Source organism: Achromobacter spanius, from assembly GCF_029637605.1.
In the GTDB taxonomy this organism is placed as follows: Bacteria; Pseudomonadota; Gammaproteobacteria; order Burkholderiales; family Burkholderiaceae_B; genus Achromobacter; species Achromobacter spanius_E.
This window is the reverse complement of sequence record NZ_CP121261.1, coordinates 1,316,240-1,332,140: the sequence shown is the minus strand read 5'-3', so window position 1 is coordinate 1,332,140 and position 15,901 is coordinate 1,316,240. Positions and strand designations below refer to the sequence as shown.

Below are 15,901 nucleotides of genomic sequence, written 5' to 3'. Positions count from 1 at the left end.
AGTGTAATGGATCACCAAGCTCTTAAAACCGTTCTTTGTGACTTAATGCTACTTAATAAATCAAGGTGCTCCGCAAACGGGAACGGGAGGGATGCGCTTGGCCGGGCAGGGGATGCGCCACGCGGCGCGGCGTCGCAGGGCGCCTAGTATTTTCAGCCCCTCGGGCCAGTCTGCCAAACCGCTTGCTGCATTGATGTGCCCGGCGCCGTGCATGACCACGATGCGGCTACCCCAGTCTTCTGCAAAGGCGCGGGCGCGTTCCAGGGCGCAATAGGGGTCGTCATCGCTGGCAACGACCACGCTCTGAAAGGGCAGCGAATGGCGGGAAATGGGTGCGAAGCCGCGCAGGCAGGATGGGGCGTCGGGCCGTTCAACGTCGGCGGGCGCCACCAGCAGGGCGCCGGCGACTTTGGCCCGCAAGGGCACGGGCAGGCTGGCGGTGATCAGGCAGCCAAGGCTGTGGGCAACGATCAGCACCGGGCAACGCGCGCGGTCAACTTCGCCCGCCAATGTGGACACCCATTCGGCCGGTTCCGGATTTTCCCAATCGCGTTGTTCAAGGCGCACCGCATGGGGCAGCACGCTGGCCCAGCGTGACTGCCAGTGGTCGGGTCCGGAGTTTTTCCATCCGGGGACGATGATCGGTTGGAGTCTCATGGCGGCCATGATGCCGCGCGCCGTTAGTAACTCAAACGAATAAATCGTCTATTGCATATGCCTTGCGGGATATAAAACAAACGCATGCCGCGAGACGGCTCCCGCAGCGCTCAAGCATCGGAAACCGGCCCGGATGGGCTCCAAAAGCCCGCTTTTTTCGGTGTATGCTTGCCGTGCAAAAGCACCGTAACGGGGCGTGATTATTTTGAATTCCGGCGTCCGCCCGATACGAAAACCAACGATTACAAGCCATCAGAGGAGTCCACTCATGAAGCCAACATTTCGTCTGACCCCGGTCTTTGCGGCACTTGGCGTTGCCGCCGGCCTGACGTTTGCCGCGGGCGCGCATGCGCAAACCATCAAGATCGGCGTCGTCGGCCCCACGACGGGCGCCGTTACCCAATATGGCGACATGGTCCGCGAGGGCGTGGACACCGCCATTGAACGCATCAATGCCGCGGGCGGCGTGAACGGCAAGAAGCTTGAAGCGGTGGTGATTGACGACGGCTGCGAGCCCAAGCAAGGCCCGGTTGCGGCCAACCGCGTCGTCAACAGCAAGATCGGTTTCGTGGTGGGCCATGTGTGCTCGGGCGCAACCATTGCCGCCGCCGACATCTACAACAACGAAGGCGTGGTGATGGTGACCCCGTCGGCCACGGCGCCAGCGGTCACCGACGGCAAGAACTACGAGTTCATCTTCCGCACGATCGGCCGCGACGACCAGCAAGGCCCCGCCGCTGCGCAGTTCATCCTGGAAAAGATCAAGCCGAAGAAGGCCGCCGTGCTGCACGACAAGCAGTCGTACGGCCAGGGCATCGCCACGGCGGTCAAGAATGACCTGGAAAAGGGCGGCGTGCCCGTCGCGATCTTTGAAGGCGTGAACGCCGGTGACAGCGACTATTCGGCCGTGATCACCAAGCTGAAGGCGCAAGGCGTGGACTTCGTCTACTACGGCGGCTACCACCCCGAAATGGGCCTGTTGCTGCGCCAGGCAGCCGAGCAGGGCGTGAAGGCAAAGTGGATGGGTCCCGAAGGCACGGGCAACCCCGACATCAACGCCATTGCCGGTGACGCCGTTGAAGGCATGTTGCTGACCTTGCCGGCTGACTTCACCCAGAACGCCGCCAACGCCGACATCGTGAAGGCCTTTGAAGCCAAGAAGCGCAACCCCGGCGGCGCCTTCCAGATGACGGCCTACGCGGCCACCCAGGTCATTGCGGACGGCATCAAGGGCGCGGGCAGCGATGACCCGACCAAGGTGGCCAAGTACCTGCACGCCAATTCCTTCGACACGCCGATCGGCAAGGTGTCGTGGAACAAGCAGGGCGACCTGACGAACTTCAAGTTCGACGTGTTCACCTGGCACAAGGACGGTTCCAAGACCGTCTATAAGTAATGCTGAGACAGTAATGTAGTGACACGGTGGCGCGCTTGCGCGCCGCCGGCGCTGCATGTGAATCGGGCCGCAAGCCAATGACATGGCTTGCGGCCCGATTCTTTTGCCTGGCACCTGCGCCAGGCGATCGCTGTGACGATCTACGGTTTACAGACCCTGCACCCGGCGGCCGGTTTCGGCCTCGAACCAATGCAGCGGGTGGCGGCCGTCCGGGCCGACGTTGACGCGATCGCCCACCTTGGCTGACGCTTCCGACAATTGGCGCGTCGTGCAGCGCACCACCAGCGTGCTTTTGCCGCAGCGGCAATGCACCAGTTGTTCCGAACCCAGCGTTTCGACCATTTCAACTTCGGCTGGCACGCCTTGCGTGTTCAGCAGCATGTGCTCGGGGCGCATGCCCATGATGATCTTGCGGCCGCGCACCTGGGACGGCACTTGCAGCGGCGAGATTTCCAGCGCCATGCCGTCGGTGGTCTGCACGGTGCCGTCGCCGGCCACCTGCACTTCCATCAGGTTCATCGGGGGCGACCCGATGAAGCCGGCCACGAAGGTCGAGGCGGGCTTTTCGAAGACTTCCATGGGGGTGCCGATCTGCTCGGGCACGCCCTGATACATGACGATCATGCGATGCGCCAGCGTCATGGCTTCAACCTGGTCGTGCGTCACGTACAGGCTGGTGGTGCCCAGGCGGCGATGCAGCTTCATGATTTCAAGGCGCATCGCCACGCGCAGCTTGGCGTCCAGGTTCGACAAGGGTTCGTCGAACAGGAACACCTTGGGTTCACGCACGATGGCGCGGCCCATGGCCACACGCTGGCGCTGGCCGCCGGACAGCGCGCGCGGGCGGCGCTCCAGCAGGTGACCCAGTTCCAGGATCTGCGCGGCGATGTCCACGCGCTTTTTGATCTCGTCCTTCGAGAACTTGCGGATCTTCAAGCCATAGGCCATGTTTTCAAACACGGTCATGTGCGGGTAGAGCGCATAGTTCTGGAACACCATCGCGATGTCGCGTTCGGCGGGTTCCAGGTTGTTGACGACCTTGTCGTCGATGACGATGTCGCCGCTGGTCACGGTTTCCAGGCCGGCGACCATGCGCATCAGCGTGGACTTGCCGCAGCCGGACGGCCCGACGATGACGATGAATTCACCGTCTTTCACCTCCATGTCGATGCCATGGATGACCGGCACGTTGCCGGCATAGGTTTTCTTGACGTTACGGAAGCTGAGAGTAGCCATGTTTATTCGTGTTCGGAGTCGTGTTCGGGTGGGTGCGGGTGGGCAAGCGTCACTTTTCAGTGTCGACCAGACCCTTGACGAACCATTTCTGCATCAGGATGACGACCAGCGCCGGCGGAATCATGGCCAGCATGGCGGTGGCCATGGTGATGTTCCATTCGGTCACGCTGTCGCCGCCGCTGATCATCCGCTTGATGCCGATGACGACGGGGTACATGTCTTCCTGCGTGGTGATGAGCAGGGGCCACAGGTATTGGTTCCAGCCGTAGATGAACTGGATCACGAACAGGGCGGCGATGCTGGTCTTGGACAACGGCAACAGCACGTCGAAGAAGAACCGCACCGGACCCGCGCCGTCAATGCGCGCGGCCTCGATGAGCTCGTCCGGCACCGTCAGGAAGAACTGGCGGAACAGGAAGGTGGCGGTGGCCGAGGCGATCAGCGGCAAGGTCAGGCCGGCGTAGCTGTTGAGCATGCCCAGGTCGGCTACCACCTTGTAGGTGGGCGCAATCCGGACTTCGACGGGCAGCATGAGCGTGACGAAGATCATCCAGAAAAAGAACATGCGGCCGGGGAAGCGGAAATACACCACCGCGAATGCCGACAGCAGCGAGATCGCGATCTTGCCGATGGAAATCGACAGCGCCATGATCAGGCTGACGTACATCATGCGGCCGACGGGGGCGCCCGACGAACCGCCGGACGAGCCGCCAAACAGCGCCTGCATGTAGTTTTCGACAAAGTGCGGACCGGGGATCAGCGACATCGGCGCCTGCGCCACTTCCTGAGCGGTCTGGGTAGACGCAACGAAAGTGATGTAGAGCGGAAATGCCACCATCGCCACGCCGCAAAGCAGAATGACGTGGGCCAGAATATCCAGCCAGGGACGGCGTTCAACCATTGTTATTAGCCTCGAACAAAATCAATACTGCACTTTGCGGTCGACGTAGCGGAACTGTACGACCGTCAAGGCAACCACAATGAACATCAGAATGACCGACTGGGCCGCGGACGAACCCAGATCCAGCCCACGGAAGCCGTCGCTGTACACCTTGTAGACCAGGATGGACGTTGCCGTGCCCGGACCGCCTTGCGTCGTGGTGTCCACAATGGCGAAGGTGTCGAAGAAGGCATAGATGATGTTGACGACCAGCAGGAAGAACGAGGTGGGCGACAGCAGCGGGAACACAATGGTCCAGAAGCGGCGCGCCGGGCTGGCGCCATCGATGGCGGCGGCTTCGATGAGCGAACGCGGAATCGATTGCAGGCCGGCCAGGAAGAACAGGAAGTTGTACGAGATCTGCTTCCAGACGGCGGCCGCCAGCACCAGCATCATGGCCTGGTTGCCGTCCAGGCGCGGGTTCCAGTCGACGCCGGAGTTGCGCAGCGCCACGGCCAGGATGCCCACGGAAGGCGAAAACATGAACAGCCACAATACGCCGACGACGGCGGGCGCCACGGCGTAGGGCCAGATCAACAGGGTCTTGTAGAGCCCCGCGCCGCGAATCACGCGGTCGGCCATGACGGCCAGCAGCAAGGACACGCCCAGACCCACGGCAGCCACCAGTATCGAAAAGACGGCGGTGACGCGGAAGGAATCGAGGTAAGCCTGTTGCGAGAACAGTTCCATGAAGTTGTCGAGCCCGACGAACTCGGACGACAGGCCGAAGGCATCTTCCAGCCGCATGGACTGCCACATGGCTTGTCCGGCGGGCAGGAAAAAGAAGACCACGGTAATGATCAGCTGCGGCAACAGCAGCAGATAGGGCAGGGTCTTATGCCCAAAGACAACGCGTTTTTCCATAGGGGGTACCCAAGGTACAGAAAAGCGGCGGTTGGAGTAACCGCCGCTTGAAACCGCTTCATAAAAATACGACAGGCTTGAAGCCCCTTTATAACCAGGGCTTCAAGCCTTGCGCTCGTATCCGGATTGGCCGTTAAGTCATTGTCACGCTTGAGAAATGCCGTGAAGCAATCACCCGGCCGAATCCCGGAAAGGGCGCTACTTTACACTCTTCTCGAACTTTTCCAGCAACTCATTGCCACGCTTGACGATGTTCTCGGTGCCGTCCTTGGCCGTAACCTTGCCGGACACGATGCGTTCGATTTCAGCGTCTTCGATTTCACGGATCTGCGGCAGGAAGCCCAGGCGCAGGCCACGCGATTGCGCGGTGGTTTCCACGTTCAATTGCTTCACGCCGACTTCGGTACCCGGGTTCTTGTCGTAGAAGCCTTCTTTCTTGGTCAGCTCGTAAGCGGCCTTGGTGACCGGCACATAGCCGGTCTGCTGGTGCCAGCGCGCGGCGACTTCAGGCGAGGCCAGGTATTGGAAGAAGGCGGTCACGCCCTTGTAGACTTCCGGCTTCTTGTTGGCGAAGACCCACAGCGATGCGCCGCCGATGATGGTGTTCTGCGGCGCGCCCTTCACGTCGGCGTAGTAAGGCAGGGTCGAGGTGCCGAATTCGAACTTGGCGTTCTTGGCGATGTTGGCGCGCAGGCCGGACGAGCCGGTGATCATGGCGCACTTGCCGCTGATGAACAGCGAGTTCGGCTCGTCGCCGCGGCCGCCGTACATGAAGATGCCTTCCTTGCCCAGCTTGGCCAGGTTTTCCAGGTGGCGCACGTGCAGCGGGGTGTTGATGGCGATGCGGGCGTCCAGGCCACCGAAACCGTTGTCCTTGGTGGCGTAGGGCACGTTATGCCAGGCCGAGAACGTTTCCAGCTGGGTCCACGACGGCCACGAGGTGGTGTAGCCACATTCCTGGCCAGCGGCCTTCAGCTTCTGGCCGGCGGCGGCCAGCTCTTCCCAGGTCTTGGGCGGATTGTCGGCGTCCAGGCCTGCCTTCTTGAAGGCGTCCTTGTTGTAGTAGAAAACCACGGTCGAGCTATTGAACGGCATCGACACCAGCTTGCCGTCGGCCGACGAGTAGTAGCCAGCCACGGCGCCGATGAACGCCTTCGGATCGATCGGGTTGCCGGCTTCTTCCGACATCTGCTGCACCGGCTTGATGGCGCCCTTGGCGTACATCATGGTGGCGGTGCCAACTTCGAACACTTGCAGGATGTCCGGGGCGTTGCCGGCGCGGAACGCGGCGATGCCGGCATTCATGGATTCGCCGTAGTTGCCCTTGTAGATCGCCTTGACCTGGTAGTCGGGGTTCTTCTTGTTGAAGTCTTCGACCAGGCCATTGACGCGGTCGCCCAGGGCGCCTTCCATCGAATGCCAGAACTGGATCTCGGTGGCGGCATGCGCGGACGCGCCCGCGAACGCGGCCATGACGGCTGCGAAGGTTAAAGCAATACGGTGGGATCGCATGATGAGGTTGCTCCTGATGGGCGTGTTGTGAACGGGTTGTCCGTACACGGAAAACACGACACCTTATGAATTGTTTGTGACAAAACCGTGACTTTCACACCACTGCAAACGCCTGTCAAATTGTGCGTTTCAGGCGCGAACGAACATTTTCTTTTTTTTCCCCAGCGGAGCCGACCGACTACAATGCCCGCCTATGAAAAACGAACTTTCGATTGCGTTCATTGGCGGCGGCAATATGGCGGCCGCTTTGGCCTCCGGACTGGCCGGCAAAGTATGCCCCGCCGGGAGCATCCATGTCATTGACATTAATAAGGATAGCCACGCAGCCTGGCAGGCGCGTGGCATGACCACGGCAGTGGCCCCGGACGAGGCCTTGGCCCGATGCCGCGTTTGGGTGTTCGCGGTCAAGCCGCAGAACATGAAAGATGTTGTGGCATCCGCGCGTCAGTGGCTCCAAGACGACACCTTGGTGGTCAGCGTGGCGGCGGGAATCCGGGCGGACACGCTGGCGGGCTGGCTGGGATCAGCCGACGCGCCGTTCAAGCGTCTGGTGCGCTGCATGCCCAATACGCCCGCATTGGTGGGCGCGGGCGTGACGGGCCTGGCGGCGCTGGATGGCGTCAGCGAAGGCGATCGCGCCTTGGCGGCAAGCCTGTTGGAAAGCGTGGGGCAGGTGGTGTGGGTGGCGGACGACGCCGCGCTGGATGGCGTGACGGCCTTGTCGGGCAGCGGCCCGGCGTATGTGTTCCTGTTCCTTGAAGCCTTGGTGGCGGGCGGCGTGAAGGTCGGCCTGACCGAGGCGCAGGCCAAGCAACTGGCCTTGGGCACGCTGGCGGGCGCAACCCGGCTCGCGGCCGAATCGTCAGACCCCTTGTCGGTGCTGCGCGAGCGCGTCACGTCCAAGGGCGGCACCACGGCCGCGGCGCTGGCTGCGTTTGGCGCGGCGGGGTTTGCCGGCATTGTGGAAGACGCCATGGCGGCCGCGGCGCGCCGGTCTCGCGAGCTGGCCGAGGAATTCGGGCAATGACCAAGGCAAGCCAGCTCTTTCCGCCGATGAGCCGTGCGCAGTTCGGTATTGCCGTGCTGTGCATGCTGCTGGTGGTGGTGGGCTCGAACATTCTGGTGCAGGTGCCGCTTAACGATTGGTTGACGTGGGGCGGCCTGTCTTACCCGATCGCCTTCCTGGTTACCGATGTGTTGAACCGGCGCTTTGGCCCGTCGGCCGCGCGCCGTGTGGTCTGGTTCGGCTTTGCGGCAGCGTTGGTGGTGTCGTTCTGGGTGGCGTCGCCGCGTATTGCGCTGGCCTCGGGTCTGGCCTATATCTGCGCGCAATTGGTGGATATCCAGGTCTTTGATCGTTTGCGCGACCAGCGCTGGTGGCGCGCGCCGCTGGTATCGGGCGTGTTGGGCGCCGTGCTGGACACCGCGGTGTTCTTCAGCGTGGCCTTCGCGGCCACCGGCGCGCCATGGACGACGTGGATGCTGGGCGACCTGGCCGTCAAGCTGGTGGTCAACATCAGCATGCTGGCGCCGTTCCGGGCGCTGATGTGGAACCTGGCCAAGCCGGCCAACGCCTGACCTCGGGCATTGAAATGGACGCGCATCGCGGCGTAGCAGACGCCCCGATGCGCGTTTTTCTTGGGCGGCAGATTATGCGGAATTCATTAACCCAATAATCATTAACCGTAAGTCCGGCGTAAGCACTGTATTTAAATGCATATTCGAACGCCGTATTAATGATTATTCATATATCGGCCACTGCACAAAATCATGCGGCGCGCCAGCTGGAATCGAAGGCAAACTCCGCAAATTTCCCGTATTTTCATGGGCTTGCAAAGCTGATGCGTCACGATTAAAGGTTTGCCGGGAAATATTGGGGATTACACGCAGTGACAGTATGTCGGCTTGCTCCCAGAATACCGCCCACACCGTGTTTTTGCCCAAGAAGCCGGCGACGCGAGATACGGATGGCGGGGTATCCACCCAACAAGCCGTTTCAATCAGAGCCGCTCAAAACCTCGCTGGAGAACTCCGCATGAAGTTTCTGAATCGCCTTACCCCGGTAGCCATGGCGCTTGGGGCACTTGCCTTGGCTGGCGCCGCGCACGCCGCCGACACCATCAAGATTGGCATTCCCCAGCCCATGACCGGCCCCAACACCCAATATGGCGACCAGATCCAGGCCGGCGCCTTGACCGCCATCGAATCCATCAACGCCAAGGGCGGCGTCAAGGGCAAGAAGCTCGAGCCGATCCTGATCGACGACGGCTGCGAACCCAAGCAGGCCGTGCCGGCCGCCAACCGCGTGGTCAACTCCGGCGCCAAGTTCGCCGTGGCCCATGCTTGCTCGGGCGTGACCGTGGCCGCCGTGAAGGTGTACGAGGAAGAGGGCATTGTCGGCATCACCCCGGGCGCCACGTCGCCGCTGGTGACTGACACCATCAAGCCGCATTTCTTCTTCCGCACCATTGGCCGCGACGACCAGCAAGGCCCGTACGCCGCCAACTACATCGCCAAGACGCTCAAGCCCAAGAAGGTCGCCATCCTGCACGACAAGCAAACCTACGGCTCGGGTGTCGCCACCCAGGTCAAGGACGCGCTGGCCAAGCAGAACGTCAATGTGTCGATGTTTGAAGGCATCAACGTTGGCGACAGCGATTACTCGGCCATCATCACCAAGCTGAAGTCCGAAGGCGTTGACCTGGTCTACTTCGGCGGCTACCACCCCGAACTCGGCCTGCTGCTGCGCCAATCGCGCGAACAGGGCCTGAACGTTCAGTTCATGGGTCCGGAAGGCACGGCCAACCAGGACCTGGTGGCCATCGCCGGTCCGGCCATCGAAGGCCTGCTGGTCACGCTGCCGGCTGACTTCACCAAGCTGCCTGGCAACGAAGGCATTGTGAAGGCCTTCAAGGACGCCAAGCGCGATCCGGACGGCGCTTTCCAGATGCCTGCTTATGCCGCGGTGCAGATCCTGGCCGACAGCATCAACGCCGTGGGCGAAGACCCCGCCAAGGTCGCGGACTACATGCACAAGACGACGTTCAACACCGGTATCGGCAAGGTCGAATATGACGCCAAGGGCGACTTGAAGGACTTCGAATTCGCCGTCTACAAGTGGGACAAGGACGGTAAGAAGACCCAGCTGTAAACTCGCGATCTCGCCGGCGCGGTGCCGGCGTGTAGGGCCTGTTGTCTTCGTTGTGCCGTAATCCGCGTAGCGATGCGCCAAAAGCGCTGTGCGGCCGGCAGGCGGTGACCACAGGCCCTTAGAAAATACGCCCAGGTTTCCGGCTCCGGGTCTCTTCACCGGGGCCGGAACCATTTGGAGCATTAGATAATGTCTGACCTCATACCCCAACTTACCCAGCAATTCTTCAACGGATTGTCCCTGGGCGCGATCTACGCGTTGATCGCCATCGGCTACACAATGGTCTACGGCATCATCGGGATGATCAACTTCGCCCACGGCGAAATCTATATGATCGGCGCCTATGTCGGCCTGGTCACCTTGACAGCCATCGGCACCAACAGCGGTTTGCCGATGCCGTTCATCATTGCCTCCATGTTGCTCGTGGCCATTGCCGTGACCGGCGTATATGGCTTTTCGGTCGAGCGCGTTGCGTATCGGCCAGTGCGAGGCAGCCCCCGCCTGGTGGCGCTGATCTCGGCGATCGGTATGTCGATCTTCCTGCAGAACTGGGTGGCCCTGGGCCAGGGCGCGCGCGACATGGCCGTGCCCTCGCTGATATCCGGCGCCGTGCAGTTCCACATGGGAACCGACTTCGACGTGACGGTGCCGTATTCGCGCATCATGATCATCGTGGTGACGGTGGTGCTGATGATCGCCCTGACGCTGTTCATCAAGTATTCCCGCATGGGCCGCGCCTCGCGCGCCTGCTCGCAAGACATGCACATGGCCAACCTGCTGGGCATCGACACCAACCGCGTGATCTCGTTCACGTTCGTGATGGGCGCGATCCTGGCGGCGGTGGGTGGCGTGCTGATCGCCATCACCATCGGCAAGCTGAATCCCTTCATCGGCTTCCTGGCCGGCATCAAGGCCTTTACGGCGGCGGTGCTGGGCGGCATTGGCAGCATCCCCGGCGCCATGCTGGGCGGCGTGCTGCTGGGCCTGGCCGAAACCTTCGCGGCCGCGTATATCTCGTCACAGTACAAGGACATCGTGGCGTTCTCGCTGCTGGTCCTGATTCTGCTGTTCCGTCCCACCGGGCTGCTGGGCAAACCTGAGGTGGAAAAAGTCTGATGTCTAAGAACAATCTTAAAAACGCCACGATGGCTGCCGTGCTGACGGCAGTGATCGTTACGCCGGTGTTCGGCCTGCAACTGATCCGTCAGGGCGCGCGCACGTCGATGGAACCGAACTGGGGGCTGGTGGCGCTTGCCGCGGCCGTGGTGTTCGCCTTCCAGATGCTGCGGCCCTGGCTTGCCGCGCCGTTCCGCAAGCTGAAGACGTCGCTGCCGACTTTGCCGGCCGCACCCGCCAAGACCCACAAAGGGCTGATGCTGTTGCTGCTAGCGATAGCGGTCGTGTGGCCATTCTTCTCGGGCCGCAGCTCGGTTGACATTGCCACGCTGGTGCTGATCTACGTGATGTTGGGCCTGGGGCTGAACATCGTGGTGGGTTTTGCCGGCCTGCTGGACCTGGGCTTTGTCGGCTTCTATGCGGTGGGCGCGTACACGTATGCCTTGCTGTATCACTGGGGTGGCTGGAGCTTCTGGGAAGCGCTGCCGTTTTCGGGGGCGATGGCGGCCTTGTTCGGTTTCGTGCTGGGCTTTCCGGTGTTGCGGCTGCGCGGTGACTACCTGGCGATCGTGACCTTGGGCTTTGGCGAAATGATCCGCCTGCTGCTCATCAACCTGAACACGTTGACGGGTGGCCCTGACGGCATTTCCGGTATTCCGAAGCCCACGGTGTTCGGCCTGGAAATGACGCGTCGCGCCAGCACGGAAGGCGCCACGACGTTCCATGACTACTTTGGCCTGACGTTCGACAACCAGCACATGGTGATCTATCTGTACCTGATGGCCTTGCTGCTGGCGCTGATCACGCTTGCCGTATCCACGCGCCTGATCCGCATGCCGGTCGGCCGCGCCTGGGAAGCCTTGCGCGAAGACGAAATCGCCTGCCGCTCGCTGGGGCTGAATCCCACGCGCATCAAGCTGTCGGCATTCACGCTGGGCGCCACGTTCGCCGGTTTTGGAGGCGCGTTCTTCGCGGCCCGCCAGGGCATGGTGAACCCGGAGTCGTTCACCTTCATTGAATCGGCGCTGATTCTGGCCATTGTGGTGCTGGGCGGCATGGGTTCGCAGGTGGGCGTGATTCTGGCGGCCATCTTGCTGACCGTCCTGCCCGAGCTGGCGCGCGAGTTCGCCGAATACCGGATGCTGATGTTCGGTCTGGTGATGGTGTTGATGATGATGTGGCGTCCGCAGGGGTTGTTGCCCATGAAGCGTCCCCACGTGGAGCTGTCTAAATGAGCGAGGCATTGCTGAAAGTATCCGGGCTCACGATGCGGTTCGGCGGCCTCTTGGCCGTGGACAGCGTGGGGTTCGAAGTCAAATCCGACGAGGTGTTCGCCATCATCGGCCCCAACGGGGCCGGCAAGACCACCGTGTTCAACTGCGTGGGCGGCTTCTATGCGCCCACCGCGGGCGAGATCATCATGGACGGCAAGCCGATCAACGGTTTGCCCAGCCACAAGGTCGCCCGCCACGGACTGGTGCGCACCTTCCAGAACGTGCGGCTGTTCAAGCAGTTGACCGTGCTGGAAAACCTGCTGGTGGCCCAGCACACCCAGGTGGAATCACGGCTGCTGCCGGGCCTGTTGAAGCTCAAGGGCTATCGGCAGTCGGAAACCGATGCGCTGGCGCGCGCGGCGCAGTGGCTGGATTTCATGGGGCTGCGTGAATTCGCCAACCGCGAGGCGGGCAACCTGGCGTACGGGCACCAGCGACGCCTGGAAATCGCGCGCTGCATGATCACCAAGCCGCGTCTGCTGATGCTGGACGAGCCGGCGGCTGGCCTGAACCCGCAGGAAAAGCGCGATCTGCAAGCGCTTATCGACCAGCTTCGGCGCGAATTCGGCGTGGCCGTGCTGCTGATCGAGCACGACATGAGCCTGATCATGGGCATTTCGGACCGTATCCTCGTCATGGAACACGGCAAGCCCATCACGACGGGCACCCCCGATGCGGTGCGCAACGACGAGCGCGTGATCAAAGCGTACCTGGGGGAGGAATGATGCTTAAGCTGGAAAACATACACACCTACTACGGCGCCATCCAGGCATTGAACGGCGTGTCGGTGGAAGTGAACCAGGGCGAGATCGTCACGCTGATCGGGGCCAACGGCGCCGGCAAGACAACGCTGTTGATGACGGTGTGCGGCAACCCCCGCGCGCGTGAAGGCACGATCACGTTTGATGGCGAAGACATCACCCAGAAGGACACGCACCACATCATGCGCAGTGGCATCGCCATTTCGCCTGAAGGCCGGCGGGTGTTCAAAGACCTGACGGTGGCTGAAAACCTGATGATGGGCGGCTTCTTTTCGAAGCGCTCGGAAATCGAGGCGGGCATCGACCACGTCTACGGCTTGTTCCCGCGCTTGAAAGAGCGCGCGGCGCAACGCGCCGGGCTGATGTCGGGCGGTGAGCAGCAGATGCTGGCCATCGGCCGCGCGCTGATGACGCGGCCGCGTTTGTTGTTGCTGGACGAACCCACCTTGGGCCTGGCGCCGCTGGTGATCGCGCAGATCTTCGACATCATCCGCGAGATCCGCGAACAAGGCGTGACGGTGTTCCTGGTGGAACAGAACGCGAACAAGGCGCTGGGCGTGGCCGATCGCGGATATGTGCTGGAAAACGGTCGCGTCGTGCTGCAAGACACGGGCGCCAATTTGCTGGTCAACGATCAAGTCCGCAAGGCCTACCTGGGCGGATAAGCATCACGTTGACGGCTTCCCCGCGAAGGGAAATTCGGGCGCATCGAAAGATGCGCTTTTTTTTCGCCTTCGGCCAGGGGTTGCGCGTTGCCGGTCAGGCGGCGATGCGTTGCTTGGCCAGGTCGGCTTCGTAATGCGCGATGGCCGCGCGGGCAAGCGCGTCGATCGAATCCGTGAGCGTCACGCCCAGGCTGGGGCGCAGCGCATGCGGCACGGCCAGCGGCAGTTCGGTGCAGCCCAGCACCACGGCGTCGGCGCCGCGCGCTTTCAGGCGGGCGATGCACTCGGCGGCGGGGGCTAAGGCCTCTTCCAGGCGGTTGCCTTTGACGGCGCGTATGGACCCCATGCAGTAGCGTTCGACCTCGTCGTCGTCGGGCACGATGCACTCGTAGCCTTGCGCCTGAAGGTGCTGCTGGTACAAGCCCAGTTTCAGCGTGGCGGACGTGCCCATCAGGCCGATGCGCCCGCGCGGCAGCCCAAGGCGGCGCAGGTCATCGATGACCGCGTCAATGATGTGCAGCACCGGCACGGCCGTGCTGGCTGCGATATCGGCGTACCAAAGGTGCGCGGTGTTGCAGGGGATGGCGATCAGCTGCGCGCCAGCCTCTTCCAGAAAACGCACGCCTTGGACCATATGGGGCAGCGGGCTTTCACCGCCGGCCATATAGGCGCTGGAGCGGTCGGGAATGCGGGGGTCGTTGCGCAGCAAGGTGGGGATGTGTTGCTGGTCAATCGCGGCGGGCGTCAGCGCCGCCAGGCGTAGGGCAAAGGCCGCGCCGGCCATGGGGCCCATACCGCCCAATACACCCAGGTAGCAGCCCTGGGAAATCGTCTTCACTTTAATTACTCCGAACTAATGCATCACCGGGCGTCAACACATGGCCCGAGCGTTGCGTGCTGGTTTGTTTTCCGTCCCAGACCTGCTTGCCGTTGACCCACACTGCGTGGATGCCCTGGCTTGCCTGAATGGGCGCTGAAAACGTCGCCACATCCGTCACGGTGGCGGGGTCGAACAGCACCAGGTCAGCATGATAACCCTGGCGCAGCAGACCGCGCCCGGCGATGCCATATTGGTCAGCCGCCAGGCCGGTCATCTTGTGGATGGCCGCTTCCAGGGACAGCAGTTGCTGTTCGCGCACCATCGTGCGCAGCACATTGGTGAAGGTGCCCCATTGGCGTGGGTGCGGGTGGGGGTCAAAGGGCAGGCCGTCAGAGCCGACCATGGTGAGCGGATGCGCGAAGATGCGCTTGACGTCGGCGGGGTCCATCAGGAAGTAGATGGCCCCGGCGGGCGCCAGGCGGGCGACGGTGGCTTCGTCATCCAGGCCCAATTCCTGCATGAGCTCGGCGAAGTCGCGGCCGGTGGCCTCGGGGTAGCCCTTGGACCACGTGATCATCGTGCGGCTGGCCAGGCGCGCGCGGTCCAGCCGCAGCATGGTGGACGTGGCGGGGTAGGGGTGGCAGTCCAGGCACACGGGCTGGGCGGCGGCGGCGCGGGTGATCAGGTCCAGCGTTTCACGGGTGCGGCCGTGGTTGCGTTCGCCGGCCAGCTTGTGGTGCGAGAACACCACGCGGCAATCGAGTTCGTGGCCAATCAGCAGCGCCTCTTCCATGGCGGGCACGATGTGATCGGCCTCGTCGCGCAGGTGGGTGGCGTACAGGCCGGGGCGGCCCGATTGCCCGGCGGCTTTCAAGGGTTGGCAAACGTCGATGATTTCATCGGTGGTCGCGGCGCTGGCGGGCGGGTAGAAGGTGCCGGTGGACACGCCGAAGGCGCCCGCGTCCAGCGCTTCTTGCAGCAGGCCACGCATGGCGGCGCGTTCGGCGGCGTCGGCGGCGCGTGAGGTGTCGTCCATCACGGCCACCCGCAAGGTGGTGTGGCCCACCAGCGGAATCACGTTGACCGCGGCGGGCGTGCCGCGCAGCGCGTCCATCCAGGCGCGGAACGTGGCGAAGCGGAACAGCTCGGCGGGGCCGAGCAGGTCCAGCGGCTGCGGAATGTTGTCGCGCTGAAGCGGCGCGAGGCTGATGCCGCAGTTGCCGGTAACGACAGTGGTAATGCCCTGCGACACCTTGGGCAGCATGTCGGGATGCGCCAGCAGGTAGCCGTCATCGTGGGTGTGGGAATCAATGAAGCCGGGCGCCAGCACCTGGCCGCGCCCGTCTATCACCGGCACGCCCGCGGGGTGGGCAAAGCTGCCCATCGCCACGATGCGATCCCCCAGCACGGCCAGGTCGCCCGGCTGGGCGGGGCCGCCCGAGCCGTCGATAAGCGTGGCGCCCGCCACGATGAAGTCAGCCTGCATTAAGTCAGCCTGCATGAAGTCAG

15 protein-coding genes are annotated in these 15,901 nt (G+C 62.7%); 8 read left to right on the top strand and 7 right to left on the bottom strand.

Annotation, left to right across the window (positions count from 1 at the left end; all coding sequences use genetic code 11):
• Nucleotides 1–60: 60 nt before the first annotated feature.
• Nucleotides 61–657 (bottom strand): RBBP9/YdeN family alpha/beta hydrolase, encoded by a 597-nt coding sequence (locus tag P8T11_RS05870; RefSeq protein ID WP_268077822.1) that lies wholly within the window; start codon nt 655–657, stop codon nt 61–63.
• 268 nt (nt 658–925) lie between these two features.
• Here P8T11_RS05870 and P8T11_RS05865 point away from each other — a divergent pair, with 268 nt between their 5' ends.
• Nucleotides 926–2,053 carry a branched-chain amino acid ABC transporter substrate-binding protein gene (locus tag P8T11_RS05865; RefSeq protein WP_268077823.1) on the top strand — a complete coding sequence of 376 codons (1,128 nt, stop codon included), beginning with the start codon at nt 926–928 and terminating at the stop codon, nt 2,051–2,053.
• A gap of 147 nt (nt 2,054–2,200) precedes the next feature.
• Here P8T11_RS05865 and P8T11_RS05860 read toward each other — a convergent pair whose 3' ends face one another.
• From P8T11_RS05860 to ugpB, 4 genes are all read right to left on the bottom strand, one after another.
• A complete protein-coding gene (locus tag P8T11_RS05860) occupies nt 2,201–3,289 on the bottom strand; it encodes a sn-glycerol-3-phosphate import ATP-binding protein UgpC (RefSeq protein ID WP_268077824.1) in 1,089 nt (362 codons plus the stop codon).
• Between the two features lie 49 nt (nt 3,290–3,338).
• Complete coding sequence (gene ugpE / locus P8T11_RS05855; protein ID WP_100855851.1) at nt 3,339–4,190, bottom strand: sn-glycerol-3-phosphate ABC transporter permease UgpE; 852 nt, start codon at nt 4,188–4,190, stop codon at nt 3,339–3,341.
• A 21-nt stretch (nt 4,191–4,211) separates the two neighbouring features.
• Nucleotides 4,212–5,093, bottom strand: coding sequence for a sn-glycerol-3-phosphate ABC transporter permease UgpA (ugpA, locus tag P8T11_RS05850; RefSeq protein ID WP_050444673.1), 882 nt, complete (start codon nt 5,091–5,093; stop codon nt 4,212–4,214).
• A 198-nt stretch (nt 5,094–5,291) separates the two neighbouring features.
• Nucleotides 5,292–6,605, bottom strand: a complete 1,314-nt coding sequence (gene ugpB, locus P8T11_RS05845; RefSeq protein WP_268077825.1) for a sn-glycerol-3-phosphate ABC transporter substrate-binding protein UgpB — start codon at nt 6,603–6,605, stop codon at nt 5,292–5,294.
• 193 nt (nt 6,606–6,798) lie between these two features.
• On the opposite strand from ugpB, the gene proC reads away from it, so the two are divergent.
• The 7 genes from proC (at nt 6,799) to P8T11_RS05810 (ending at nt 13,572) form a co-directional block, all read left to right on the top strand.
• On the top strand, nt 6,799–7,632 hold the full coding sequence (gene proC, locus P8T11_RS05840; RefSeq protein WP_268077826.1) for a pyrroline-5-carboxylate reductase: 834 nt from the start codon (nt 6,799–6,801) through the stop codon (nt 7,630–7,632).
• Nucleotides 7,629–8,183 (top strand): queuosine precursor transporter, encoded by a 555-nt coding sequence (locus P8T11_RS05835; protein WP_268077827.1) that lies wholly within the window; start codon nt 7,629–7,631, stop codon nt 8,181–8,183. Before proC ends, P8T11_RS05835 begins: the two co-directional genes overlap by 4 nt.
• Nucleotides 8,184–8,640: 457 nt before the next feature.
• The gene (locus P8T11_RS05830; protein ID WP_268077828.1) at nt 8,641–9,756 is read left to right on the top strand and encodes a high-affinity branched-chain amino acid ABC transporter substrate-binding protein; all 1,116 of its coding nucleotides are present in this window, start codon (nt 8,641–8,643) and stop codon (nt 9,754–9,756) included.
• A gap of 189 nt (nt 9,757–9,945) precedes the next feature.
• Complete coding sequence (livH, locus tag P8T11_RS05825) at nt 9,946–10,872, top strand: high-affinity branched-chain amino acid ABC transporter permease LivH (RefSeq protein ID WP_050444678.1); 927 nt, start codon at nt 9,946–9,948, stop codon at nt 10,870–10,872.
• Entirely contained in the window at nt 10,872–12,107 is a 1,236-nt protein-coding gene (locus tag P8T11_RS05820; RefSeq protein ID WP_268077829.1) for a high-affinity branched-chain amino acid ABC transporter permease LivM, read from the top strand. The genes livH and P8T11_RS05820 overlap by 1 nt, the downstream gene beginning before the upstream one ends.
• Nucleotides 12,104–12,871 (top strand): high-affinity branched-chain amino acid ABC transporter ATP-binding protein LivG, encoded by a 768-nt coding sequence (gene livG / locus P8T11_RS05815; RefSeq protein WP_268077830.1) that lies wholly within the window; start codon nt 12,104–12,106, stop codon nt 12,869–12,871. Before P8T11_RS05820 ends, livG begins: the two co-directional genes overlap by 4 nt.
• The gene (locus P8T11_RS05810) at nt 12,871–13,572 is read left to right on the top strand and encodes an ABC transporter ATP-binding protein (protein ID WP_268082435.1); all 702 of its coding nucleotides are present in this window, start codon (nt 12,871–12,873) and stop codon (nt 13,570–13,572) included. The genes livG and P8T11_RS05810 overlap by 1 nt, the downstream gene beginning before the upstream one ends.
• A gap of 94 nt (nt 13,573–13,666) precedes the next feature.
• Here P8T11_RS05810 and P8T11_RS05805 read toward each other — a convergent pair whose 3' ends face one another.
• Both P8T11_RS05805 and P8T11_RS05800 read right to left on the bottom strand, forming a co-directional pair.
• Nucleotides 13,667–14,410 (bottom strand): aspartate/glutamate racemase family protein, encoded by a 744-nt coding sequence (locus P8T11_RS05805; protein ID WP_268077831.1) that lies wholly within the window; start codon nt 14,408–14,410, stop codon nt 13,667–13,669.
• Between the two features lies 1 nt (nt 14,411).
• A complete protein-coding gene (locus P8T11_RS05800) occupies nt 14,412–15,893 on the bottom strand; it encodes an N-acyl-D-amino-acid deacylase family protein (protein WP_268082436.1) in 1,482 nt (493 codons plus the stop codon).
• Nucleotides 15,894–15,901: the final 8 nt, after the last annotated feature.